This is a genomic window from Thalassomonas actiniarum (genome assembly GCF_000948975.2).
Taxonomy (GTDB): domain Bacteria; phylum Pseudomonadota; class Gammaproteobacteria; order Enterobacterales; family Alteromonadaceae; genus Thalassomonas; species Thalassomonas actiniarum.
Genome location: NZ_CP059735.1, coordinates 2,279,578 through 2,304,848, shown reverse-complemented (window position 1 = coordinate 2,304,848; position 25,271 = coordinate 2,279,578). Strand labels below are relative to the sequence as shown.

Sequence of the window (25,271 nt, the reverse complement as noted above, 5' to 3'; positions counted from 1 at the left end):
AAGCCTTTGTGGTAAGGTTTTTAAAAACCTCATTACCTGTTAATCTATGCCCACGATAAAAATAATATGCCTTAAATAAACAGGACAGCTGTGAAACATACAAATTTAACCACTCGTATCGTCATTGCTATGATTGCCGGTATTGTCACCGGCGCCTTTTTGCAACTTATCATGCCCAACGGCTCCGACTTAGTTATTCCCCTCTATCTTTTTGACTTTTCCGTCAGAGGTTTTTTCGTTGACGGCGTTTTTGAAGTCATCGGGCAAATCTTCGTCGCCAGCTTACGTATGCTGGTGGTGCCCCTGGTTTTTGTCTCGCTGATCTGCGGCACCTGCTCGTTAAAAGATACCAGTAAACTGGGACGCATCGGCGGCAAAGCCATAGGCTTATACCTGATGACGACCGCTATCGCCATCAGCTTTGCCATGTCGCTGGCCTTATTTGTCAGCCCGGGTGAAGGGGTCAATATGGCCTCAGAGACTACCTTTGCCAGCAAGGAAGCCCCTTCACTGGCACAAGTACTGATCAACATGTTTCCCAGCAACCCTTTTGCCTCTTTTGCCCAGGGGAATATGCTGCAGGTGATTATTTTTGCCTTACTCTTTGGTATTGCCATTGCCCTGTCCGGTCAGGCGGGCGAGCGGGTAGCGAAAATATTCACCGATATGAACGAAGTGATCATGCGCCTGGTGGCTATTTTAATGAATATCGCCCCGTACGGCGTATTCTGTCTGCTGGCAGGCTTATTCACCGATGTATCCTTAAAAACCTTTGGCAACCTGCTGGTATATTTCCTGGTAGTGTTTTTCGCTTTACTGGTACACGGCCTGGTTACCTACCCGGTAATCCTTAAAGTGCTAACCGGCTTGAACCCTTTGGTATTCCTGAAAAAAATGCGCAATACCATAGTATTCGCCTTTTCCACCTCCAGCAGTAATGCCACCATCCCGGTCACTTTAGAGACCGCCACCAAGAAAATGGGCGTGAAAAACTCCATCGCGTCCTTTACCGTGCCTCTAGGCGCCACCATTAATATGGATGGCACCGCCATTATGCAGGGGGTTGCCACTGTCTTTATTGCCCAGGTCTTTAATGTCGACTTAAGCATCACTGACTTCCTGATGGTGATCCTTACCGCGACCCTGGCTTCAATCGGCACCGCAGGGGTTCCTGGCGTTGGTCTTATCATGCTGGCCATGGTACTGGAGCAGGTAGGCTTACCGGTAGAAGGCATAGGCCTGATCATCGGCGTTGACCGCCTGCTGGATATGACCCGTACCGCGGTTAATGTTACCGGCGACACTATGGTGACCTTAATAGTCGGTAAAACCGAAGGGGAATTTGAAAAGGATATTTACCTGGACGATAAAGCCGGCACCCAGATAGAAGAAATTGATTTCCACCATTTGAAAGAGCAGTAAACTTTATTGCCCGAACAGGCCGCAATCCTTAAAGAATTGCGGCTTTTTTATACATAGAATCTATGTCACGGCCACCTGAGGATAACAGAGTGAGCGGTATTCTCTTCGACCCCATACTCCTGCAGTTTATAACCTTAAATCTCTAACATAAACTGATTGGTCTTCAACAGCTGTGGCGCATATTTTTCCCGCATAAACTTATTGTCTTTAAGCTTATCAATATCCGCGATTAAAGTACTGGTTTGACTGGCTTCCTGGCTGGTCTTTCGCGACTGGTACTTCACTTCTTCACCATAAAAGGTAGTCGACTCGGTGGTGGTGTCCTTATGATGACTGATATCCTGTGTCCAGATATCTTCAACTAACCGTAAACTGCTGGTATCAATGCTTTCTGTCACGGTTTCCACACCGGTAGAAATACCACCGCCGATATAGGCAGCTGTTTGCTCTTTTCTATCGAACTTTTGCTCTTGGTCCACAGCAACAACATTACCGCCTTTGGTTGCCGCCTTGATAGTATATTGCTCTGAGATATCTACGGTTTTACTGCCGGTCTCGGCATAACCCCGTAAGGTAGTCATATCATAAGCTTTCGTTTGTTCCACCCCGGTATAATCAAGGCTTTGAGAGCTGCTGGTTTCTTGCTTCAGGGCAAGGTTGATATGGCCCTTATAGTTTTCCTCACCGACAACGAAACTACTGTTAAAATCAGCCAGCAAAGAGAAACCTTCATTAAAAATATGCGCTTTATCATCTGCCATGGCTTGATAGCGGGCGTCCGTCTCTATCATGTCATTGGTTAACTCTGCGGCCAGGCGGCCTTTATCAGCCGATTCAAACTCGCTAAAATCCATTTGCCGGGTATGTTGCTCTGCCAGTGAGAAAACACTGGATAACGCGGTTTTATAACTTTCCAGAGCCGTTGGCGTTAAGGTATTATAACGGGAAGACTGGTTCTTGCTGACCTCCTCATAGCTGCTATCAATAACGTCCAGGTATTGCGCCAACTGGGCTTCATCCAAACGGCCTATGGTTGAACTGTCGACGGCAAAACTGACCTCCCGGGCGCCCGATGTTACCCAATCGAATTTCAGGCTCTGTTGCTGATTTTTAGCATCAAAGGCATAGCTATAATCCAGGCGCTCGGTCCTAAGGTCCCCCTCACCGCCTTCCCACAGACCTATCGATAAATCGACACCGGCTAATTGTTCGCTATCAAAGTCCTTTAATACATCCAGGGTAAAATCATGCTCACCGGTTCCGCCGCCAAAGACATTATAACCTGAGGATCGGCTACCGGGAAAATAGTCATCTGCCAGTTGACCGACCTGGGAAAAGACACCTTGCAGTGCCTGGTACTCCTGCTCCGACAGCTCTCCATCAACCTCATAGCTCAGCTCGAAGCTGTCCAGGGTGTTACCCGATGCTTGTTCATACCCCTGACTTGAAGAAAACTGAATGTTAATCACATCTCCTTCGCGGGTTTTTACGCTCAGTTCAAATAGCTGCAGATCAGACTCTGCCCGTTCATCCCGGTAAATAGCCTCAGAAAAACCGGTTAGTGCCCTCTCTACCCGATATTCACTTTTACTGATAAAAGATTTCTGCTCCGGCCCCAGCTTCCCCAGCGCTTCGAGAATACCACTGGTATTGCTGTAAGCGCTGCGAACATTTTCTGAAGCCTGATTGATGATCTCGGTCAGCTCATCGGCATTACTGCCCTGTTTCAAGCCATGTTGAACATTGCGGGTAACAAAATGTACCGCCAGGTCTTCTGCTTTGGCATCATAACCGGGAGCCGTGGTTATCTGCTCCTTAGCTATCGTTATCGAGTTTGAAAATTCCTGCTGTAACTGCTGCTTTAACAGCTTATTGACCGCCTCATACTCTTCAATGGCACGGGTAAACTTTTCCCTGGCCTGTACAGATATTGCACCATTATCTTGGCCGCTAGCGGATATTTCAGCAGTAGAAGTAAGTAATGATACTTTCCGCTCGGGATCACTTAAGGCAGGATTAAATATTAACGTATCAAGTGAGGTGTTCATTGCCATCCCTGGTGAAACTAAAAGTGATTCGGTTAGCTTCTATATCGGTAAAAACATTGAAAACATTAGATATTTTTCATCATTGTAGCAAAATAATTCTGTCAGAAACCGCTGCCTGCCTTAAGAGGGCAATATACTTGGCAGCAAAAAAGAAAGGGGCAACAAGGATTGGGAGTGTTTTCTTAATACAAGCCGGTATTTTTAAGAAAACACTCAATACAGGCAGGAATTACAACAGATTATGCTCGCCAAGCTCCTGCTTGATTAAACCAAGATTAAAGCCGTTAATAATTTTATTGCCGATAACAATTTTAGGAACGCCGGGTTGGCCTATAGATTGATATAGGGAGTCAATCTTGTTGTCACCAAGTTCAATATCCCGCTCCAGGAAGGCAATATTATTCTTGTTTAAAAACTCTTTCGTTTGTTTACAGAAGCCGCACCACTGCGTGGTATAAACCACAACCTTATTACTGACATTGGCAAAATGCTCCCGGGTATCTGTTTCTATATAGGCAGGGACCTGATTATACCACTCCCAGGCACTTTTTCCCGCCAGGCCCAGACCTAAACCTAGCCCGATAATCAGTACGTAACTGGCCACCTCTTTCACTTTACCCAGAAAACTGCTTTTTTCACTCATCAATACTGTCCTTATTGTTATTATTTCCAATGCTGCCAGATTAAAAGAAGAACCCACAGAGATCAATAGCAAATAAACAACTGTTTTACTTTTAGTTAACCTTTTTATTTACTTTAAATAAATAATAAAACGAACTCACTGAGCAATTACAGCCAAATATCTGGCCAAAGACAATGAATAAGAAAGGATTATCTCAGTAAAAGGATAGCGGCGATAAACGCGCTGTTTGTCTTTCTGCGCCATCCCAAGCGTTTAATAACGGATCAGGTATAAGGTTTCTGCCAGGGAGCTGACATCAAAGGTACGTTGGGCAAAGCGTTTATCTTCATGAGGCAAAGTTGCCAGTTTTTCGATTTTAAGTTTTTTATTGACAGCAAACAAACGCCGTAAATCTTGTTCAAAAACCGGAAAAGGAGGTCCCGGCATTTCTTCAGAAGGATATTCTACCGACACCAGTAATATCCGGGTATCTTCCGTCATAAAGCTCAGCAGCTTATCAACATAAGCTTGCTGCATCGCTTCGGGCAGAGCAATAAGCGCCGCTCGATCATAAATCCAGTCGACCCCGGACAACAATTTTGGCGCAAGCTTAAAGAAATCTCCCTGCCACAGATTCAGGTTATCGTAGGAAAATAACTGAAAATCCCCTTCACGCCGGCTTTGATAGGGAATGTCTTTTTCCTGAAAAAAGTCCCGACAGGCGATTTCACTGAGCTCAGCGCCGCTAACTTGCATGCGTTCGGCAAGCCAGGCCATGTCCAGCGATTTACCGCATAACGGCACCAGCACATGCTTGTCTTCATCCCGTAACAGCTTTTCCAGGTAACGACTTAAAAATGGATGGATCTCCTGCTGATGGAAACCCAGGGTATTGCGCTCCCAACAGTTATGCCAAAAGATCTTATCCATCTTACTTCACCTGCTGCTCAATAAACCTAAATTAACCGGGAAAGATACGGTTATTTTGCCACAATTTACCGATAACGTTTTCAATTGAAAGCGAAGCGGCTTTGGTAAGCTTTTCTGCAAAACCTTTGCGGGTTTCAAATTTTATTGCCACCACCTTACGCTCTTTACTGGCAGCCTGCAGATAATCGTCGCTGGTTTGGATCTCATCCACTAACCCCAGCTCTTTTGCTTTAGTACCAAACCAGTGCTCACCCGTGGCCACCTTGGCAACATCCAAGCTTGGTCTGTGCTCGGTAACAAAGTCCTTGAATAACTCATGGGTTTCTTCAAGCTCTTCAACAAACTTTTCACGGCCTTTTTCGGTATTCTCACCAAACATGGTTAAGGTGCGTTTAAACTCGCCCGCGGTCAGTTGTTCAAACTCAACATCGTGCTTTTTCAGCAATTTGTTGAAGTTAGGCACCTGGGCAATAACCCCGATTGAGCCTAAAATGGCAAAAGGTGCAGAAATAATTTTGTTGGCAACACAGGCCATCATATAACCGCCGCTGGCAGCTACCTTGTCCACGGAAACCGTCAGCGGGATATCGTTTTGGCGGATGCGATCCAGCTGGGATGACGCCAGGCCATAGCCATGCACCATACCGCCGCCGCTTTCCAGGCGAACAAAAACTTCGTCTTCTTTATTAGCCACAGATAAAATGGCAGTAATTTCTTCACGCAAGCCTTTTACTTCACGGGCATCCAAACTGCCGTTAAAGTCCACCACGAACAGCCTGGGCTCTTGCTTGGCATCTTCATCTTTGGCAGCATTCTTTTCTGCTTTGGCTTTTTCTTTTGCCAGTTTTTTATCGGCTTTTTCTTTTTTCTTTAATTCTTCCTTCGACAACAGCTGATGGGTAATATCCTGCTCAACTTCTTCAAATTCAGCAGACAGATCCGTGATCTCCAGCTCTCCTTTTTTATGTTTTTGCTTAATGGCCGTGGCAGTAATCGCCACTAAAATGGCCACCACCGCCAACACTAAGGTCACGGTTTTGGCTAAAAACATGCCGTATTCGTACAAAAAATCCAAAATGACTCTCCCGGGAGTAAAAATAAACCAACCAAACCCGGCGAGGTTTGATTGCTCAGGTATTAATTAACACTGATTTTACACGAAAATCTGGCGCTGAAAACGCAAAAAACACAAATTTTAACAACTGATTTTTTCTTGTTTTACTGCTCGCGTAACTTGCCCTGCATTCAGATATAAAAAAGCCCTCAAATGAGGGCTTTTTCAACAATATAGTGATATCAAATCATTATTGCTTAATGACTCCAGCATCGTTAATGCTGACCGCTTGTCCTTTCGCGGCAAAGAAGCTGACCACTTGTGTCTGCATTTCTGTAGTTGCCCGGGCGCTTAATTCAACCGAAGGCGAAGCCGTCGCATCGGCGCTAGGGTTTAAAATAGAGCCATGATGGCCGTTCAGGAAGCGAACCGCACCAGAACCCGCAGTGGTTTCACTCACCGCTGGTAATTCAAGTAAACGAATGCCTGCTTCAGTACCGGCTAACGGCGAGCTGGAGACAGTATTCGGGATCACTTGATCCGACAGGTTATCCGCGCCGTCACCGACAACTTCAATCACATGGGTCGGGGTCGCCGTAGCTTTCATGGTCGCAGCATAGTTAACCGGGTCACCTGAATCTGTTACCGTCTGCGCAGCAAAAGCAAAAGAAGCAAAACCGGCATCAAGCTCAGCACGCTGGGTATCATTTAACACATTATTATAAAAAGCCAGGTAAGATTCGATTAAAAAGTCTTCCCATTCAGGTGAAGTACTGGTGTAGCCATTGGCATTTACCGCAGCCACATATCCCTGGAAGTCCGTTGAGCTGGCATAGGTTAAACCGGATTTAATGGTATCTTTAAAAGAACCGGACTCAAGCAGGAAGTTCGCAACACCAACACCCGGCATCGCCAGAGAGTTGCTATTAATGGCAAACATGGGATCAATGGCTTCATTTAAAGGCGCATTAGCTAATGCCACGAAATTAATCCCGGTAATTGCCCCCAGGGAATGGCCCAGGAAATGTACTTCATTACTGTTAATGCTAAGTTCAGGACTTAAGGCTAAGGTATTCAAACCTAAACGTAAGCCCAGCATATCAATAGAGCTTTGACGCAGGTTATCACGTGTGGTTAACAAGCTGCCCAGGTTCATGTAGTGGGTGGCTGAACCTCCCATGCCGTCTGTGGCATTAATCTCATCACTACCATCTCCGTCAAGGTCAAAGCCGCGGCTGCCATGCAGTGGATGATCAATCGCGACAGTGGCAAAACCGTTAGATGACAGCGCACCGGTGATCAATAACATGTCTTCTTTTTTAGAGGTGATACCGTGCTGCAAGATCACTATAGGCCAACCGCCGTCAGGCATTACATAGTCTGTGGACAGGCCTTGCAATGCTCTGAGTTCATTGATCTTGTCAACATCCGGTGTCGTCAGTTGCACGTCAAGTGCCATAGTGGCCTTAGGAGCCGGTACCGGGCTGTATTTGGTCAGGTTTCTTTCGGTATCTAAATCCATTATTGAGCTCAGGTCGCGTAAACCCGGAGCCGCCAAACCGGCCGCGTCAGAAACTGCCATACAGGCAGCATCATTGGCATCTAATGCCCCCTCAGGAATGGCATCCGGATTCGCTGCAGCCAGACCCGCCAGCATCACACCTGAATCACATAAGCTTGTCCACCACTCATTCACCGGCGCCATAGGATTATCGGCACTAGGCACACCTGAGTAGTATGGCAGGGAAATACTACCACTGTATAAGTTGGCAGTATCAAATAAAGGCTTTTGCGTGGCGCCGATAATGCCTGCATCAGATAAAAGATCCCCTACTGAAATGCCTAGATCCGTCACTGCAATCCCCGGCAAAACACCCTGGCCGACATTAGCAGCCAGCAACTGCTTGGCGGTAAATAACACATCTGTGGTCGACTGAGTCGTCATGGCCATAGTGTATATCAGTGAATCACGATCGGCGCCTGCGGCAACGATGGCATTTTCATAACTGTTCACCGCAGCCTGTAAACTCTTTTGCGCATCTGTGGCTAGCGGCTGGGTGGCAAGATCTTGCTGAACCAGCTCATAACTGCTGGAGCCAAGCACAGACTTACCGCTGTCATCCTGAATATTTTTAGTCAGGGCAACCACATAAGTGGTTTTTCCCTTCAGCGGGTTTACCGGAACGATAGCAATACTGTTACCCGATGCCTGGGCGATAAAGTCGGTGCCAAAGGTCAGTTCATTAACGACTTTACAGGCTAATCCAAGGGAAAGACTGGTACAGTCTGCATCGCTGGCATCGCCCCCCATCACCATCTCATAAACTTTTACCGAGTCAGGAGAAAAAACACTGTCACCGTCAAGGCCGCGCCCTTCAGGGAAATCAATGGCGATAGTAAAAGGGTTAATTGTCGACCAGCCATCAAGGGCACTCATGGCAACAAAAGGATCTGAGCCGTCGCTGGCATCTTCTACAGGCAAATTCAAGGTGCCGTCAGTCGTACCGGAAAAAAGTAAGTCGTTTGGTACGGAGACCACACCAGCAGTGGGATTGAAGGAAATTCGGCTATTTGCAGGAGCCACCGTGTTATTCTCTGCTGTTTCCTGTATAACATCAGAGTTGGATTCGCTGCCACAGCCACTTAAACCAAGTGCGCTGCAAATCGCGAGACTAAGTACTAGCTTTTTCATTATTTCTCCCCAAGGACTAGTCTTCTTTATTTTTATAAATTTGTACTTGTTAGTATCGTTTTAGTTTCTTTTTGCCTGATGTCAGTCAAAAACTAACAAGTTAGACCAGTCAAACTTAACCCAAGATTTGCCAATGTGCTAGCGGTTTTTTTGATTTATGTCTGATTTTGCTGATATTTGCTTACTTTTAACCGTCTTAGCTCAATTTTAGCTCGTCAGCATCGTCTGCAAAGAGTAAAATCACGCCATTGTTTCGCAAAAACCCATTATTCATGTTCGATTATCAAATTAAAGAAAATAGCCTGACAGACAAAACCATACTGGTAACAGGTGCCGGCGACGGTATAGGGCGCCAGGCCGCCCTCACCTATGCCGAACTTGGCGCTACCGTGATTTTATTAGGCAAGACCGTCAAAAAGCTTGAGGCGGTATATGATGAAATCGTCGCACTTGGTTATCCCGAGCCGGCAATAATCCCGCTGGATATGAAAGGCGCTACCAGACAAAACTATATTGATATGGCCACCACCATTTCACAACAATTCGGCAAGCTTGACGGCGCCCTGCTCAATGCCTCTATGCTGGGAGAATTAACGCCGTTTACCCAGATCCACGAGCAAATCTGGAACGATGTTATGCAGGTCAATGCTACCGCACAGTTCCTGATGAGCCAGGCCCTGATAGCTCCTATGCTACTGGCACCAAACGCTTCCCTGGTCTTTACCAGCTCCAGTGTCGGCAGCAAAGGCCGCGCCTACTGGGGACCTTACAGTGTTTCTAAATTTGCCACCGAAGGTTTGATGGAAGTCATTAGCGATGAGTATGAAAATTCCAGCCTGCGCTGTAATGCCATCAACCCCGGGGCTACCCGTACCAACATGCGCGCCAGTGCTTTTCCTGCTGAAGATAAGAACCAACTGCGAACAGCCAAAGAGATCATGCCGCTTTATGTTTATTTGATGTCTAACGACAGTAAAGACATCACTGGCCAGGTATTAAAGGCTCAGTAAACAGGCTTTTAACTCCTTTACGGGCTAAGTTCACCTTTAGCCCGCATCAGCAAAATCAATCTTTTCCTGTGCGCCTCACTCATCTTACCTGCACAACATTGACCTTCCATTAACACAAATGATACATTCCTTGGCGCATACCAATCTCAGTATGTTTCAATAAGGAAGTTAAAATGAAATTACTAAGCTATTTACCACTTGCGATCAGCCTGTTTGCCGCCAACGCCGATGCTGGCGATACCACAGTGGTTTTTGGTGACCGTTACACCTTCACCGAAGCCGACTTTACCTTCACTGCCGGCCAGCCCAATCCTGCTTTCCCCGAGTGGGGGCAAATGACCAGCGATGAATATGTTGCAGAGTTTTCTGTCAGGGGAGACGATGGCCAAACCCTGTTATTTGATTTAGATGCAGACGTATGGGGATACGGTCACCAGGCAGATCAAGCCTTATGCCCGTACATCGTTGATGGTGTCATTCATTACCGGGAAATGGCCCCCCTGGGTGATATCTGCATTTGGGGAAGAAAAACGGTACCGGGAAAAGACTTCAGGTACAGTGCAAGTGTAAATATTAGCTGCAGTGATATGCCGGTAGGTGTCGATATCGACAATAGGAATGAACGTCTCGAGGATTATGTCGAAATGACCAATACCTATCGCGGCGTACGTTTAAGGGTTGACAAGCAAGGAGTATATGATGGTCAATGCAAAACGATGAAAATAGTCGTAAGGCCTGGGTTGAATCAAAAAATTGATCAAATCGACATGGATTTGTTCTTTGGCTCACCTTTTTAGCCATACCGATAGCGGCACAGTGTTCTGCGTTTATCCTGAGCATAAAAAAGCCGGCATCAGCCGGCTTTTAGATATCTGCAAAGCGTTATTACAATTAACGCAATTCTCTTCTTAGGATCTTACCGACATTGGTCTTCGGCAATTCATCCCGAAACTCTACCAGCTTAGGCACCTTATAATTGGTCAGGCGCTCACGGCAATGGCTGATGATCTCCGCTTCTTCCAGTGCGCCGTTCTTACGCACCACGAAAATCTTGACAATTTCACCGTTAACTTCATGCGGCACGCCCACGGCAGCCGCTTCCACTATACCGTCATGCTCCATAACCACTTCTTCCACTTCATTCGGGAAAACATTGAAGCCAGATACTATGATCATATCTTTTTTGCGGTCAACAATCGTGAAATGACCCGTTTCATCCATAGAAGCAACATCCCCGGTGGCAAGCCAGCCGTCTTTTAAAATCTCATTCGAGGCATCGGGGCGGTTATAATAACCTTTCATCACCTGAGGACCTTTCACCCACATCTCACCGGCTTCACCGACAGCTGCTTCAGTGCCGTCTTCCAGCATGATTTTAACATCGGTAGACGCCGCAGGTACGCCAATAGTGCCGTCATAAGCCTCTTGATTATAAGGGCTCAGGCTTACCATAGGCGCACATTCCGTCAAGCCGTAACCTTCCAGTAAACGGGATTTGGTTACCTGCTGCCAACGTTCGGCCACCGGTCTTTGCACCGCCATACCGCCGCCTAAAGACAGTTTTAATTTACTAAAATCAAGATTATTGAAACCCGGAGTATTGAGTAAACCGTTAAACAGGGTGTTTACCCCGGTCAGCGCGGTAAACGGATATTTTGCCAACTCTTTGACAAAGTTAGGCATATCCCTGGGGTTAGTGATCAATAAGTTAGTACCGCCTATGGTTAAAAACATCAGGCAGTTCGCCGTTAATGCGAAAATATGGTACAAGGGTAAAGCAGTAACGATCAGCTCCTGTCCCTCGTCCAGCAACGGATTTAATGCCGCTTTGGCCTGCTCCAGATTGGCAACCATATTGCGATGGGTTAACATCGCGCCTTTGGAAACACCTGTAGTACCGCCGGTATACTGTAAAAACGCCAGATCTTCACCGCTCAGCTCAACCGGACTGAAAGTCAAGGTGGAACCTTTTACCAGGGCTTTATTGAAGCTATGGGCATTAGGCAAATTAAATGCCGGCACCATTTTCTTGATGTATTTGACCACAAAGTTAACCATACCACCTTTAACTTTGCCCAGGCGATCGCCAAGCGCAGTTAAAATGACATGTTCAACCGGGGTATTGTCGATCACCTGCTCCAGGGTATGGGCAAAGTTTTCGATGATCAACATGGCTTTAGCGCCAGAGTCTTTTAGCTGGTGCTCCAGCTCACGTGCGGTATAAAGCGGGTTAACGTTAACGACGGTTAAACCGGCAAGCAAAGCACCAAACAAGGCAATCGGATATTGCAAACTGTTGGGCACCATGATGGCGAACTTATCGCCTTTCTTTAAGCCTAAATCTTGCTGCAGATATGCGGCAAAAGCTTTCACCTGACTGTCTAATTCACTGTACGTGATTTCAGCACCCATGTTAATAAACGCCGTACGCTGTGCGTATTGCTTGACGTATTTATTAAACATCTCAACAAGTGATGCATACTTGTCCGGGTTTATTTCAAACGGAACTCCTGGGGGATAACTTTTCTCAAGCCATATTTTTCCCATGGTGCCTCTCCTCTTTCTGAAATTGGTATTTATGGCCGTTATTGTTTTGATAGTATCAATCTTAATTGATTCGGCCATAAAGGAAATTGAGTCAAATAAAAACCTGAGTTTTTACTCGAAAGTTCAGCATAATTTCATATTTTTTAACAAAAGCCCAGCATTTTGTCACGAAAATGAATAAAATTGCGAAAATAACTAATAAAAATGGTTATAAGATAACTCGTGTTTGTTCCATTAAACATCAATGTCCTCCTGACATCTGGTTGGTTTACTATAAAGAAGTTTTGGTAGATAAACACCCGGTAAATTTAGCCCAATTGCGTTTACCTTTGCTGTATAAAAGCTAATATTTTTTCTGCCGTTTGCTGCGGCTGCTCCATATGCACGTGATGTCCGCCTGGCAGTGCATAAGAAGTAAAATCTTTAAACATAGGGCCAAAATGTTTGAGGCCCGAAGCCACAAAGTCCATGCCCTGCTCGCCGTAAATAAGCTGCACCGGCACCTCGATATCCGAAATCAGCTGCTCCGCCTGTCCCAAAGTTAACCGGTAGGGAGAAATCATACGCAAGCGGCTGTCGGCGCGCCAGGTATAGCCGTCCCCGGTTTTTTTCAGTCCTCGTTTTACGATTAGCGCGGCATCCTGGTAACGCAAGTCCGATACCGCAACCCGGGCCTGAATGGCAGACTCCTCTGTGATATGCAGGCTTTTCTGCTTTTTCTTGCCCTGTAAGCGGCTGAGCATGCCCTGGCGCAGTTGCTTGGTGGTTTGTTCTTCATTGGCATTAATAAAACCGATGGCATCAATCAAGGTCAGGGATTTCACTTTTTCCGGAAAGGTCGCGGCAAAGGCAGAGGCTATCATGCCGCCCATAGAATGGGCGACGATATCGACAGCGCCCCAGCCATTGGCTTCAAACAGCTGCAACAGATCATAAACCCAGTCGATAAAATGGTAATAGGCATCAGCGCTACGGTGCGTGGACAAACCGTGCCCCGGCCAGTCGATGGCAATCACCCGCTTGCCGGGTAAATAAGGCATCAGCGGCAGGAAACTGGCGGCATTATCGAGCCAGCCATGCAGGCATAAAACGATATCCTCCCGGGGCTCACCACAGGTCAGACCATGCAATTCCAGCTGCCCGAGATCGTAACAGACCTTAGCCTGTTCTTTGATGTCTTGTGCCATTGTTTTCCCGCGAGTTTATTCTGAAGTAATTGCTTATCTTGTCTTTTTTTGTGACTTATTACCAGCAGAAGAGGATTTTTTTCCGTTAGAAGACGACCGCCGGATCACCACGGGGTTATGACCGTAAGGGCGGTAATGATGCCAGTATGACGGCGTATGCCAGAACGGGTTTTGCACCAGCATCACATCCGCCTGCTGAATATCTTTCCATAAATGCAGAGCGTCGGCTTTAACGACAGGGTACTGATAAGGATGTTCTCCGATAGTGCCCGACTCGGGCGCGGCAATATTACCCACCACAGTAATGCTTTTGCCTTTTTTATAAATCATGGGGTCGAGCAGACCCGGGTAGTAGATCCGAAACCGGCCTAAGGTTTCATCTTTTTGTTTCGGCCGCGTGGAGGGACTCAGTTCAAAATGCACCACTTCAATCCGGGTACTGTCCTTAAGGTTATCTACCTTGGCAATCACCCCGCCCCAGCGCGCCTGGGCAACAGAATCGCTATAGCTTACCGCCAGTGCGTCCTGGTAATTGGTCAGCGGCGTATCGGCCGCCAATTGCAATTTTTCCGGAATTGCCGAGCAGGCCGTCAGTACCAGCGCGCTAAAACATACAAATAATTTTTTCATGCCTGAGATCCTAGTTATTATTCTGGCTATCGTGTCTTGCTTATTTTGACTTTCTTGCCAACAGCAGCGCCATGCCCATCGCTGAGGCGGACCATATGCCGACCCAGAGTATTTCCGGCAGCAAAGTCAAATCAGCTAACGCCGCACCATCGCCGATATTGCGGCCGTCGACTAAATAAAACGGGCTAAATAAACTGTTTAATAAGACGATGGCACCGATAAGCTTCATTATCGCCTGCAAATATTTTAATTTCGGTAATTTAACCGTTAACACCAGCAGGACCAGCAATACGGTTAAAATAAAAAAGGTCAGTAGATCCCGCACCCAAAACATCATAGAGCCGAGCAGCAACAGCACAAGAAAACCAGAAAATACCTGGGCAATGCGCTGATGTTTATCTGCCAGGGAATAAATCAGACCGCCCCAGAGGATGGCCCCGGCATAACCGAAGAAGCTGATCAGCAAAGTGCTGCCGCCCCGGGTGGTGCATAAACCGGCGCCGTTGGGAAACAACTCAATTTGTACTATCGTCCCGCCGGAAAGGAGTGCGGCGATACCATGGCTGATTTCGTGAAAGTATGTTTCCAGCCACTTAAAAGGAATGGAGACCAGCGGCAACTCCCGGATAAGGGCGGCTGCCAATAAAAATAACCAAAATTGATATTGCCGGAAGAAAGAGGATTTGACTTCTTTTTTTGCTAAAGAGGCCGAAGAAGAGAAATCAGGCAAACAAGTCAACCCCGAATAACTGCTGAACATTATCCCGCTGGGCGATATTATTCACCGATTGATATGCTGCTACCGCACTCAGGTTTTGATTTGAAGGCCGGTCATATGTGGCTCCCCGGCTATTCTCAGAGGAGTCTGCAAATAATTGCAGTTGAGCGCCCTGGCCTGGTGCTTGTCCGGAGTCTTGTCCTAAGAATTGGGAGGCACCCTGCTGCTGGCCAAGTCCTCGACCGCTTTGCTCCTGCTCAAACAGTGCTATCGCCTGTTCGTTAACATCAAGACGACCGCCCTGCCCCTGACTGTTGCGTGTTTGCTCAAGCTGTTCACCCGTGCGCTCAAGCTGCCCAGAACCCCGCACCTGCTCTGGCTGAGCTTGCGTTGCCCGGTTGACCCGGGTAAATGAAGGGTTGACTGAGTTTGAATTTACTACTTGCATATTGGCTAACATATCAAAAAATCACCAAAGGACAAAGTTTTTCCTTTGTTTTGTAGGATTTTTATTTGGCTTCTTCGATTTGCGCTTTAAAAAAACAGTGCTTATTCCTTGCCCGGCAGTTTTTTCCAGGAAACCGTATCCCTGACATAAACAGGCTGTGCCTGATCGGCACTGACCTGTTCACCACGGGCAAACGCCGCAGCGCCAATCGCCAACATAGCCTCGGCAGCCGGGAACAAAACCTCCGGCGAACCGGCATTGGTTTTTAAGTCAGCTAATTTTTCCTCATAGGCATCCCAGCCGGTACCGACACCGTAGGCACCGTTAGTTAATCCGGCTAAATGCCCGGCAACCTGCTCCGGCGGCAAAACCGCATCATCAAGTTTTGCCTGCATAATGCCGTCACTGCCGGCTTCATAATACCCCAGGTAAACCTCAGACATTCTCGCATCTATGGCGGCTATCACCTGCTCTTGCTGGTGGTTGGTGTAGGCAAGTTGCGCCATGGTCTGCAAGGTTGACACGCCAACCAAAGGCAAATTGGCAGAATAAGCCAATCCCTGGGCAACACCGATGCCGATACGTACCCCGGTAAAACTGCCCGGCCCCTGGCCAAAGATCAAGCCGTCCAGATCTTTTAATTTACAACCGGCTTCGCTCAGCACCTGATCCACCATAGGTAATAACTCTAAACTGTGGGACTGGGGACAAAGCTGGTAACGGCTCACGACTTTGTCGTTGTATTGCAGTGCGACCGAACAGGCTTCGGTGGAAGCATCAATTGCCAAAAAATTCACTTTTAATCTCTCTTAAAACTTGCTGTAAACTATGTTTTTTCACCGACATTATCGGTGATGGTTTGTAAAAATTGCGCCGCCTGAACCAGGTTACGGCTGCGTTTCATATCCGGCAGGCTTTTCAAAAATACCTCACCATATGGCCGGTTCACCAGGCGATCATCACAGATCACCATAATACCCTGATCGCTGACATCGCGGATCAAGCGCCCGACCCCCTGTTTAAGGGCGATCACCGCCTGTGGCAACTGGATATGGTAAAAGGGATCTCCCCCCTGGCGTTTCACGTCTTCGCTGCGCGCCTGCAATAAGGGATCATCGGGCGAAGCAAAAGGTAATTTGTCGATAATAACACAGGTGAGCTTGTCACCGCGAACATCCACCCCTTCCCAAAAACTGGCGGTAGCAAGCAAGACGGCGTTATCATTGTCGATAAATTCGCTGAGCAGGGTTTGTTTCGCCATCTGCCCCTGCACCAGCAAGGGATTATCCACCCTGCCTTCAAGCAGCTCTGCCACCTGGTTCATCACCCGGTAGCTGGTAAACAACATAAAACAGGCGCCGCCGCTGGCTTTGATTAACGGCATCGCTAACTCCGCCAGGGCACTGGCGCGGTTTCTGTGATTGGCTTCCGGCAAAAAGCGCGGCACCAGCAACTGGGACTGCCTCTGATAATCAAACGGGCTATCGAGCAATAGGTGACTGGCCTGATCTAATCCCAAAGGTTTGGCAAAGTGCTCAAAAGTACCGTCCACCGCCAAGGTGGCCGAGGTAAAGATCCAGCCGGCGCCAGATGCCTTGATATAAGCGCTGAACTTATCCGCCACAGACAAGGGGGTTTGATGCAAGACCACATGACGGCGCGTAGTTTCATACCAGAAACTCATGCCGCTGACCTCTAAATTGGCCATGATGTCATATTTGCTCAGCAAAGTTACCGCCCGCTCAAAGCAATTATCTATGGCATCATTGCGGGACACACATAACTTGATCACCTGGTAGAGAAAGTCGAGGTCGGTTTTAATCACGGCAAAAGCCGATGCGATCCTTGCTTGCCGGTGCTGTTCACGCCAGTTGCCCCGCTCGGGATCATAAGGAAATAACAGCCTGAACTCCTGGGTGGTTTTCATCAACTTTTCTGCCGCCCGGCCCAGCTGTTTAACATCGGTGAGGCTGGTACGGTATACCTGAAGCACATCCGAGCATAAATCCAGTAACTGACGGGTCGAAAATGCCTCGCCAAAATATTCACTGGCAATATCGGAAATCTGGTGAGCCTCATCAAAAATCACCACATCCGCCTTGGGGATCAATTCGCCAAATCCCGTGTCTTTTAACGCCATATCGGCAAAAAACAAGTGATGGTTCACCACCACCAGGTCGGCATCTATGGCTTTTTCCCTGGCCTTGATCAAGTAACAATCTTTAACATGGGGGCAATCCCGTGCCAGGCAGTTATCTACCGTGCTGGTGACATAAGGGAAAATCGCCGAGCCTTCCTGGACATTGACCAGCTCGCCGATATCGCCGGTCAGCGTGGTGTTGGCCCAGTTTTTCACTTTCACCAGATCCGTTAACATCTGGGCATCAAGCTGCCCGCCGCCGCTTTGGTACTGCTCCAGGCGGTAAGTACATAAATAGTTCGCCCGTCCCTTTAACAAAGCAATCTGGGCATTGGTGGCCAGCACCTTGCGAATGAGCGGCATGTCTTTATGAAACAGCTGCTCCTGCAGGTTTTTGGTTCCGGTAGAAACAATAATTTTTTTACTGCTTTGTTCCTGCTCCGCCGCCTCTTTATTGGCCAGCAAAGCCGGGATCAGATAAGCAAAGGTTTTACCGGTTCCCGTACCTGCTTCAACAATCAAAGAAGTCTTGTTTTCTATCGCCAGCGCCACTTCCATCGCCATATCGATTTGCGCCTGGCGCGGAGAAAAACCGCTGATGGCATTGGCCAGCAAGCCATTGTCGGAAAAAGCACGTTCTACGGATTTCATTAAGGGGTTATCGTTCTACACAGTTAAAGCTGTTTTTGGGCATTATACCCAAAATCGGCATAAATGCCGATTTATTCCCATATAGATTGAGGAAGTACACTTTAAAACTGGTAACCCCTCTAATCCAATATTTTGAAATAAACTACACTTGTACAAAAGTTATAAAACAACTTCTTTATCCAGTAGTTCTGTCAGCCCCATAAGAGAAGGGAGTTCTCAAATTGGAGAGATAAGTTATGCGACCAATTCAGGTTATTTTTATTGTTTTACTTTTATTCGTTACCTCATGCGCTACCAAGAATATAGATAGTAGCCTTTATGAGCATTTTTCAAATTATGCCCTAGCAGTAAACAATAATAATATTCTTGCAAAAAGCACTCACTTTTTTAGTGAAAGACTTTTAAATCAAGCCAATAGTGACAGTAAAAACCATTCTGAAGTAGCAGAACAATTATTATACAAGCAATATATGTTGAGACAGTTTAACAATTTTGAAATTATAAAAGACAATACCGGCTGCTTAACCGTTAATGGTTATGATAACGAAAATCTGCCTTTATCTTTTAACCTTAAATATATTCAAAACAAAAGCAACGGGTTGATTGATGGCATTAACATATCCTTTGTCAATAGCGCCTCTGAATTCAGTACTTCAGCCAAATGCCCTGATGAAACCTCCTAAGAGTTTATGCATTACGGCTGGCCCGTCTATGGGGTCATTCAAATTTCGCCCCATATTGACTGATTAAAGTAAAACTTAGCAAGACAACTGACTTTTAGCCCTCCCCGAATGGGGAGGGGCATTATTAGCATCCATCTGCCTTAATAATAACCAGACCGGCTGGTGAACTTTTAGCATTCCCCGCCAGATGGCTATTCATCCAAACCAGGTTTACATACTTAATAACCACCTAGTAAAGATGAAATAAACATAAGTGAAATCACCTTTATTCAACAATAAGATAAGGAACAATCATGATGAAAAAGAAACTATTAACCTTCCTGGTCAGTTGTGCTATGGCGGTAGGCTTCAGTGCAAGTGCAATAACTTGTGATGGAACAGCCCATTGCATGGCTGTATATACCGATTGTATGAACCATGGCTATGACTCAAATTATTGCAGCAGTCTCTATTGGAGTTGTGCCAGAACTTGTGTGCAGCCATAAATCAGGCAGCCTGTGACAATAGAATCAGCACTCACCACAGTGACTGCTGATTCCGTTCACCATACCCTAGTTTTTTAAAAGCATCTGCCGGGATGCAAAAGCCAAATCTGAAATGCTAGAATATCAAACAAAGATATCTAAATGCGGCGGCTCATCTTCAGGTTTCCCTGCATTTTTTTCAGTCTTAGATTTCCCTGCAACACCTGCTTGTTGTTTTTCTTCAGCACTTTTGCAGGCCGTTTCCCCGCTTTCGTTATGGTCAGCGGCACTATGCTCATTGTTTTGCTCAGGATGATAACCGGGAATAAAAAAGCTGCCCGCATGTTCCAGGTGATCCATTTCCTGTTCAAGCTCACGGGTTCTGGCCTCTTTTACAAGCGCCTTAACCTTAAGTTCTTTCGGCTTTATCGGTACCGGCACCACCCGGGTGAGCGCTGTGGTAAAAATATCCATTTTGCCCTCTCAAGTTAATCAAAATAAACCGTAATTTTGCCGTTAATCTACCTACTATATCGGCCCGGATCAGGATCACTGAATAAGTTAGACCATTTTTTTTTAAAAGAAGTTTATTTTATACTTGCGGCAACGTTATTTTCCAAGTAGTGTAAATAGCAATTAAGCAGATATTAATTAACCGAGTGTAATATTTACTTTACACCGCAATATTTAAAGAGTTAACAAGCACATGATTTTAAACCTGACTAATCTACATCATCATCACCATAACGATTAGCCCATTCAGGTTTATTCGCTGGAGGGCTATGGCTCTTTCAGCGGTGAATGCAAACAGATAACCAGTTTCCAAAACCCCGAAAGAGTCCGACTCTCTCGGGGTTTTTACTTTTTACCGGCAAAAAAATTGCCGCTAACAACATTAGGATACTGGCACATGACTACCGAAACACGTTTACGCATTGCAATGCAAAAATCCGGCAGATTAAGCGACGATACCCAAAGTTTACTCAAACGTTGTGGTTTAAAACTCAATGTTAGCGACCGCCGCCTGCTGGCCCATGTCTCCAATATGCCGATTGATATCATGCGGGTACGCAGCAGCGATATTCCCGGACTGGTAATGGACGGCGTCTGTGATTTAGGCATAGTCGGCGACAACACCCTGGAAGAAGCCGCCTTAGAACGCCAGCTGATGGGCAGTAAGTCAGAATATATCAAGACTTCTCCACTCAATTTCGGTGGCTGTCGCTTATCCATTGCCATGCCGGAAGAGTTCAACTACCAGGGCGTAGACAGCCTCAACGGTTTACGTTTTGCGACCACTTACCCGCAGCTGCTGAAACGTTTTGCCTCGCAAAACGGCATTAATGTCGATTTTTGTATGCTCAACGGCTCGGTGGAAGTCGCCCCCAGGGTTGGCCTGGCTGACGGCATTTGCGATCTGGTTTCAACCGGCACCACCTTGGAGGCCAACGGCTTAAAAGAGGTGGAGATCATTTTCCGCTCCACCGCCTCGCTTATTCAAACGGTTGAGCAACTTTCACCAAAAAAACAATCCATACTCAACACCATATTGCCGCGTATCCAGGGGGTGATGAAAGCCAAGGAAAGTAAATACATTATGTTGCACGCCCCGAAAGATCGTATTAGCGAGGTCAGCGCCCTGATGCCGGGTAAAGAAACCCCGACCATCCTGCCCCTTGCCGGCCGGGATGACCTGGTGGCGGTACATGTGGTAGCCACGGAAACCATTTTCTGGGAAACCATGGAAGCACTGAAATCACTCGGCTGTAATTCCATCCTGGTGATGCCGATTGAAAAAATGATGGGTTAAGGCACAAGGTACCAAGCACTATGATTATTTGGAAAAACTTAACTGCCAAACAGCAACAAGCTTTGCTGGAGCGACCGGCAATCGCAGAAAATGAACAGCTCTCAAGCCAGGTCGCCGGGATATTAACCCAAGTCAAAACGCAGGGAGATCAGGCATTATTCTCCCTGACAGAAAAATTTGACGGTATCGCGCTAAGCAGCTTGCAGGTGACACCAGCCCAGATTGACCAGGCGAAAAAAGCCCTGGACAGCGAGCGCCTGACTGCCATCAACACCGCCTACGAGCAGATCAAAAGCTTTCACCAGGCACAACAGCCACAAGATGTTATCGTAGAAACCCGCCCGGGCGTGGTCTGTACCTTAACCTCGCAGGCGATAGAAAGTGTCGGCTTGTATATTCCCGCAGGCTCAGCTCCCCTGCCGTCAACGGTATTGATGCTTGGGGTGCCTGCCCAGCTGGCTAATTGCGAGCGTAAAGTACTGGTATGCCCGCCGGATAGAGACGGCAAGCTGGCTGATGAAGTGCTGGTGGCGGCAGATCTTTGCAACATAGATGAAATCTATACTTTAGGCGGCGCACAGGCGATCGCCGCATTGGCCTATGGCACACAAAGCATAAAACCGGTTTGTAAAGTCTTTGGCCCGGGTAACCGTTTTGTTACCGAAGCGAAAAAGCAGCTATCCCAGCAGGTACCCGGCTTTGCCATCGACATGCCGGCCGGCCCGTCGGAAGTTTTAGTGATAGCCGACAAAAACAGCAACCCAGAGTTTGTCGCCGCTGATTTGTTATCCCAGGCTGAGCACGGTCCCGACAGCCAGGTGGTACTGGTCTCTGATAGCGAGTCTTTAATTGCTCAGGTTGAACAGGCCATGGCGCAACAGCTCTCGCAGCTGTCCCGCCGTGACATTGCCACGCAGGCACTGACACAAAGCCGCTTGATCTTAACCGATAATTTAGCCACGGCAGTACAGGTATCCAACCAGTATGCCCCCGAGCACCTGATCATCCAGACCGAAACTCCCAGAGCCCAGTTAGCAGGGATACGCAATGCCGGTTCGGTGTTTCTCGGCGCTTATACCCCGGAGTCTGCCGGTGATTATGCCAGCGGCACCAACCATGTCTTACCCACCTACGGTTATGCCAAGGTGTGCAGCAGCTTGTCTTTAGCCGATTTTTACCGCCGCTTTACCATACAGGAAATCACCAAAGCCGGTCTTGCCAGTCTGGCCCCCTGCATCACAGAGCTGACCGATGCCGAAGGCCTGGATGGCCATAAACGCGCGGTAACCATTCGCCTTGCACAAAATAAGGCGCAAAATAGTGAACAAAACAAAGCACAAGGTGAAGGTCTATGAACAACGTCAATATAGCTAAGCGCTTGGCGCGCGAAGAGCTCATCGAGATGGTGCCTTACCAGTCGGCACGGCGCCTCCAGGCCGGCAGCGAAAATAATGCAAAAATCTGGCTAAACGCCAACGAAGCGCCGGGCCCGGGTATCTATCAGATAAGCGGTGACAGCATTAACCGCTACCCGGATTTCCAGCCGGAAAATCTGCTTAACGCTTATGCCGATTACTGCCGTTTACCGGTAGATAATATCCTGGCCACCCGGGGAGCGGATGAAGGCATAGAACTCTTGATCCGTACTTTCTGTAAGGCGTACCGGGACAATATTCTGATCTGTCCGCCCACCTATGGCATGTACACCATCAGCGCAGAAAACCACGGCGCCGGCATCATAGAGGTACCTTTGCTAAACAACGAACTGGATTTGGACGGTTTGGCACAGGAAGTCGGCAACACTACACTGGTCTTTTTATGTTCACCGGGTAATCCGACGGGCAATTTACTGCCGCTTGAGCAGATTGAAGCAGCATTGGCACTGTTCGGACAAAGCGCTGTCGTGGTTGTCGATGAGGCCTATATTGAATTTTGCCCGCAAAGTTCTGTCAGCAACTTACTGTCTAACTACCCTAACCTGGTCATAGTGCGCACCCTGTCAAAAGCCTTTGCCCTGGCGGGATTACGCTGCGGCTTTACCCTGGCCAGCACAGAAATTATCACCCTGCTCAGTAAAGTGATAGCACCTTACCCTGTGCCGGGTCCGGTAGCCGATATTGCCGTTCGGGCACTGGAAAAACCGGCGCTGACGCAAATGTCGGTGCGGGTGAAGGAAAACAATATCTTAAGGGCCGAATTAGCCGACTGGCTGACTGAGCAAAGCTGGTGCCAACGGGTATTTAACAGCGATGCCAACTTTCTCTTGTTTCAAACACAGGACAAAGACTTTATTTTCAATGCTTTAACTGATGCCGGTATTTTAATCCGTGACCAGTCAAAACAACTGCAACTAGACAATTGCCTGCGCATCAGCATAGGCAACAAGCGGGAACTGGGCTTGGTGAAACAGGTGATCAACCAGGCCTTTAACCAAGCCTTGCCTCAACCAGAACAGAAGCAAGAGTCAAAGCAAAAACAACAAACACTTTCAGAGAACTAATATGAGCCAGCAAGATATTTTATTTATAGACAGAGACGGCACCCTGATTGAAGAGCCGGTAACGGATAAGCAGGTAGACAGCCTGGAAAAGCTGGTGTTTGAGCCTAAGGTGATCCCGGTATTGCTGGCGCTGCAGGCAAAAGGTTTTACCCTGGTGATGGTATCAAACCAGGATGGACTGGGCACACAAAGTTATCCGCAGCAGGATTTTGACCTGCCCCACAACAAAATGATGGCTCTGTTTGACTCACAAGGCATCACCTTTGCCGATGTCCTGCTGTGTCCGCATTTTGAAGAGGACAATTGCAGCTGCCGCAAACCTAAGCTGGGTTTGGTCAGCGATTACCTGCAGCAAGGTAAGGTTAACTTTGCCAATTCTTATGTTATTGGTGATCGGGAGACAGATCTTAAGCTGGCAGAAAATATGGGGATCAAAGGACTCCAATATAACAGGCAAACACTGGACTGGGATGCCATCGCCGAATTATTGCTGAAAAAACCAAGACAGAGCCAAGTGATCCGTACCACCAAAGAAACCGACATCAAGGTCTCGGTTAATCTCGATAAAACCGGTGATATTGCCATTAATACCGGCTCAGGCTTTTTTGACCATATGCTGGAACAAATCGCCACCCACGGCGGCTTTAGCCTAAATTGCAAAGTTGACGGCGATTATCACATCGATGAACACCACAGCGTGGAAGATACCGCCCTGGCGCTGGGACAGGCACTCAAACAGGCCTTAGGCGATAAACGTGGTATCGGCCGCTTTGGCTTTGTCCTGCCCATGGATGAGTGCCGCGCCGAATGTGCATTAGATTTGTCCGGCCGCCCCTGGTTGGAGTTTGACGCCGAATTTACCGACAGCCGGGTCGGCAATATGTCCACCCAGATGGTCTCGCATTTTTTCCGCTCACTGGCGGATGCCATGGCCATTACCCTGCACTTGTCCACCAGTGAGGGCAATTGCCACCACCAGGTAGAAAGCCTGTTTAAAGTTTTTGGCCGGGCCTTGCGCCAGGCGATAAAAATTGAAGGTAATGAATTGCCCAGCTCCAAAGGGACCTTATAGTGAAAAATATTATTATCGACACCGGCTGCGCTAATCTGTTTTCGGTTGAATCGGCGATAAAACGCCTAGGTTATCCGGTCGACATTTCAGATGACCCCAAGATAATCAGCCAGGCGGATAAAGTATTCTTACCCGGGGTGGGCAATGCCCGCCATGCCATGAAAAATATTCGCCAAAAGCATCTGGAGGCCACAATTAAAGCATTGCAACAGCCGGTATTGGGCTTTTGTTTGGGCATGCAGCTGATGGCAGAGTCCTCAACTGAAGGGGTAAAGCCTTCAACAGAAGGTGCCGCTGGTGAAGCCAGGCAAGTAAACGGCTTAAATGTGATCCCAACCAGGATCTCGCCATTGCAGGCAAGGGGTAAGCGTCTACCCCATATGGGCTGGAATACCTTAACTTCGGTAACAGAGCACCCGGTACTTACCGGCATTAAACCCGGGGATTATTTTTATTTTGTCCATAGCTTTGCCGCGCCGGTAAGCGAGTTTACCGTTGCCAGTTGTGAATACGGCAGCACTTTTTCTGCCGCCATAGCCAAAGACAATTTTATCGGCTGTCAATTTCACCCCGAGCGCTCCGGTGCGCTCGGCAGAAAGATCATCGAAAATTTTTTGGAGTTATAATGCAAGCAGTTAATAAT

At 47.5% G+C, this 25,271-nt stretch carries 22 protein-coding genes; 9 read left to right on the top strand and 13 right to left on the bottom strand.

The annotated features are described in order from the left end of the window. Positions 1-90 precede the first annotated feature (90 nt). A complete protein-coding gene (locus SG35_RS09995; protein ID WP_269082171.1) occupies positions 91-1,422 on the top strand; it encodes a dicarboxylate/amino acid:cation symporter in 1,332 nt (443 codons plus the stop codon). A gap of 134 nt (positions 1,423-1,556) precedes the next feature. Here the strand turns inward: SG35_RS09995 and SG35_RS09990 are convergent, their stop codons facing one another. From SG35_RS09990 to SG35_RS09970, 5 genes are all read right to left on the bottom strand, one after another. Next, positions 1,557-3,470: a hypothetical protein gene (locus SG35_RS09990; protein WP_044832529.1), complete on the bottom strand. Its 1,914-nt coding sequence runs from the start codon at positions 3,468-3,470 to the stop codon at positions 1,557-1,559. Between the two features lie 229 nt (positions 3,471-3,699). Further along, a complete protein-coding gene (locus SG35_RS09985) occupies positions 3,700-4,113 on the bottom strand; it encodes a glutaredoxin family protein (RefSeq protein WP_053042984.1) in 414 nt (137 codons plus the stop codon). A gap of 252 nt (positions 4,114-4,365) precedes the next feature. After that, a complete protein-coding gene (locus tag SG35_RS09980) occupies positions 4,366-5,022 on the bottom strand; it encodes a thiopurine S-methyltransferase (protein WP_044832528.1) in 657 nt (218 codons plus the stop codon). A gap of 31 nt (positions 5,023-5,053) precedes the next feature. Continuing rightward, entirely contained in the window at positions 5,054-6,097 is a 1,044-nt protein-coding gene (gene sohB / locus SG35_RS09975; RefSeq protein WP_084692695.1) for a protease SohB, read from the bottom strand. Positions 6,098-6,326: 229 nt separating this feature from the next. Next, entirely contained in the window at positions 6,327-8,768 is a 2,442-nt protein-coding gene (locus SG35_RS09970) for a VolA/Pla-1 family phospholipase (RefSeq protein ID WP_044832527.1), read from the bottom strand. 272 nt (positions 8,769-9,040) lie between these two features. On the opposite strand from SG35_RS09970, the gene SG35_RS09965 reads away from it, so the two are divergent. Further along, positions 9,041-9,778, top strand: coding sequence for a YciK family oxidoreductase (locus SG35_RS09965; protein ID WP_044832526.1), 738 nt, complete (start codon positions 9,041-9,043; stop codon positions 9,776-9,778). Between the two features lie 173 nt (positions 9,779-9,951). After that, positions 9,952-10,575 (top strand): hypothetical protein, encoded by a 624-nt coding sequence (locus SG35_RS09960; RefSeq protein ID WP_044832525.1) that lies wholly within the window; start codon positions 9,952-9,954, stop codon positions 10,573-10,575. Between the two features lie 94 nt (positions 10,576-10,669). Here the strand turns inward: SG35_RS09960 and fadD are convergent, their stop codons facing one another. The 7 genes from fadD to SG35_RS09925 form a co-directional block, all read right to left on the bottom strand. Continuing rightward, positions 10,670-12,325 carry a long-chain-fatty-acid--CoA ligase FadD gene (gene fadD, locus SG35_RS09955; protein WP_044832524.1) on the bottom strand — a complete coding sequence of 552 codons (1,656 nt, stop codon included), beginning with the start codon at positions 12,323-12,325 and terminating at the stop codon, positions 10,670-10,672. Positions 12,326-12,648: 323 nt separating this feature from the next. Continuing rightward, complete coding sequence (locus SG35_RS09950) at positions 12,649-13,512, bottom strand: alpha/beta fold hydrolase (RefSeq protein ID WP_044832522.1); 864 nt, start codon at positions 13,510-13,512, stop codon at positions 12,649-12,651. Positions 13,513-13,545: 33 nt separating this feature from the next. Then, positions 13,546-14,142 carry a Slp family lipoprotein gene (locus tag SG35_RS09945; protein WP_044832521.1) on the bottom strand — a complete coding sequence of 199 codons (597 nt, stop codon included), beginning with the start codon at positions 14,140-14,142 and terminating at the stop codon, positions 13,546-13,548. Between the two features lie 40 nt (positions 14,143-14,182). Further along, the gene (locus tag SG35_RS09940; RefSeq protein WP_084692694.1) at positions 14,183-14,902 is read right to left on the bottom strand and encodes a M50 family metallopeptidase; all 720 of its coding nucleotides are present in this window, start codon (positions 14,900-14,902) and stop codon (positions 14,183-14,185) included. Beyond that, positions 14,865-15,320 (bottom strand): hypothetical protein, encoded by a 456-nt coding sequence (locus tag SG35_RS09935; protein ID WP_044832519.1) that lies wholly within the window; start codon positions 15,318-15,320, stop codon positions 14,865-14,867. Before SG35_RS09935 ends, SG35_RS09940 begins: the two co-directional genes overlap by 38 nt. 89 nt (positions 15,321-15,409) lie before the next feature. After that, positions 15,410-16,105, bottom strand: coding sequence for a tRNA (adenosine(37)-N6)-threonylcarbamoyltransferase complex dimerization subunit type 1 TsaB (tsaB, locus tag SG35_RS09930; protein WP_044832518.1), 696 nt, complete (start codon positions 16,103-16,105; stop codon positions 15,410-15,412). 29 nt (positions 16,106-16,134) lie between these two features. Beyond that, on the bottom strand, positions 16,135-18,099 hold the full coding sequence (locus SG35_RS09925; protein ID WP_044832517.1) for a DNA repair helicase YoaA: 1,965 nt from the start codon (positions 18,097-18,099) through the stop codon (positions 16,135-16,137). Between the two features lie 236 nt (positions 18,100-18,335). On the opposite strand from SG35_RS09925, the gene SG35_RS09920 reads away from it, so the two are divergent. Next, entirely contained in the window at positions 18,336-18,782 is a 447-nt protein-coding gene (locus SG35_RS09920; RefSeq protein ID WP_044832516.1) for a hypothetical protein, read from the top strand. A gap of 608 nt (positions 18,783-19,390) precedes the next feature. Here the strand turns inward: SG35_RS09920 and SG35_RS09915 are convergent. After that, on the bottom strand, positions 19,391-19,720 hold the full coding sequence (locus tag SG35_RS09915; RefSeq protein WP_044832515.1) for a hypothetical protein: 330 nt from the start codon (positions 19,718-19,720) through the stop codon (positions 19,391-19,393). Positions 19,721-20,156: 436 nt separating this feature from the next. Between SG35_RS09915 and hisG the strand changes: the two genes are divergently transcribed. From hisG to hisH, 5 genes are read left to right on the top strand one after another with little or no spacing between them, the layout of a single operon-like run. Beyond that, positions 20,157-21,056 carry an ATP phosphoribosyltransferase gene (gene hisG / locus SG35_RS09910; protein ID WP_044832514.1) on the top strand — a complete coding sequence of 300 codons (900 nt, stop codon included), beginning with the start codon at positions 20,157-20,159 and terminating at the stop codon, positions 21,054-21,056. Between the two features lie 20 nt (positions 21,057-21,076). Then, complete coding sequence (gene hisD / locus SG35_RS09905) at positions 21,077-22,411, top strand: histidinol dehydrogenase (RefSeq protein ID WP_044832513.1); 1,335 nt, start codon at positions 21,077-21,079, stop codon at positions 22,409-22,411. Then, the gene (gene hisC, locus SG35_RS09900; RefSeq protein WP_063888645.1) at positions 22,408-23,556 is read left to right on the top strand and encodes a histidinol-phosphate transaminase; all 1,149 of its coding nucleotides are present in this window, start codon (positions 22,408-22,410) and stop codon (positions 23,554-23,556) included. Before hisD ends, hisC begins: the two co-directional genes overlap by 4 nt. A 1-nt stretch (position 23,557) precedes the next feature. After that, entirely contained in the window at positions 23,558-24,628 is a 1,071-nt protein-coding gene (hisB, locus tag SG35_RS09895; protein WP_044832512.1) for a bifunctional histidinol-phosphatase/imidazoleglycerol-phosphate dehydratase HisB, read from the top strand. Then, positions 24,625-25,254 carry an imidazole glycerol phosphate synthase subunit HisH gene (hisH, locus tag SG35_RS09890; protein ID WP_044832511.1) on the top strand — a complete coding sequence of 210 codons (630 nt, stop codon included), beginning with the start codon at positions 24,625-24,627 and terminating at the stop codon, positions 25,252-25,254. The genes hisB and hisH overlap by 4 nt, the downstream gene beginning before the upstream one ends. Positions 25,255-25,271: the final 17 nt, after the last annotated feature.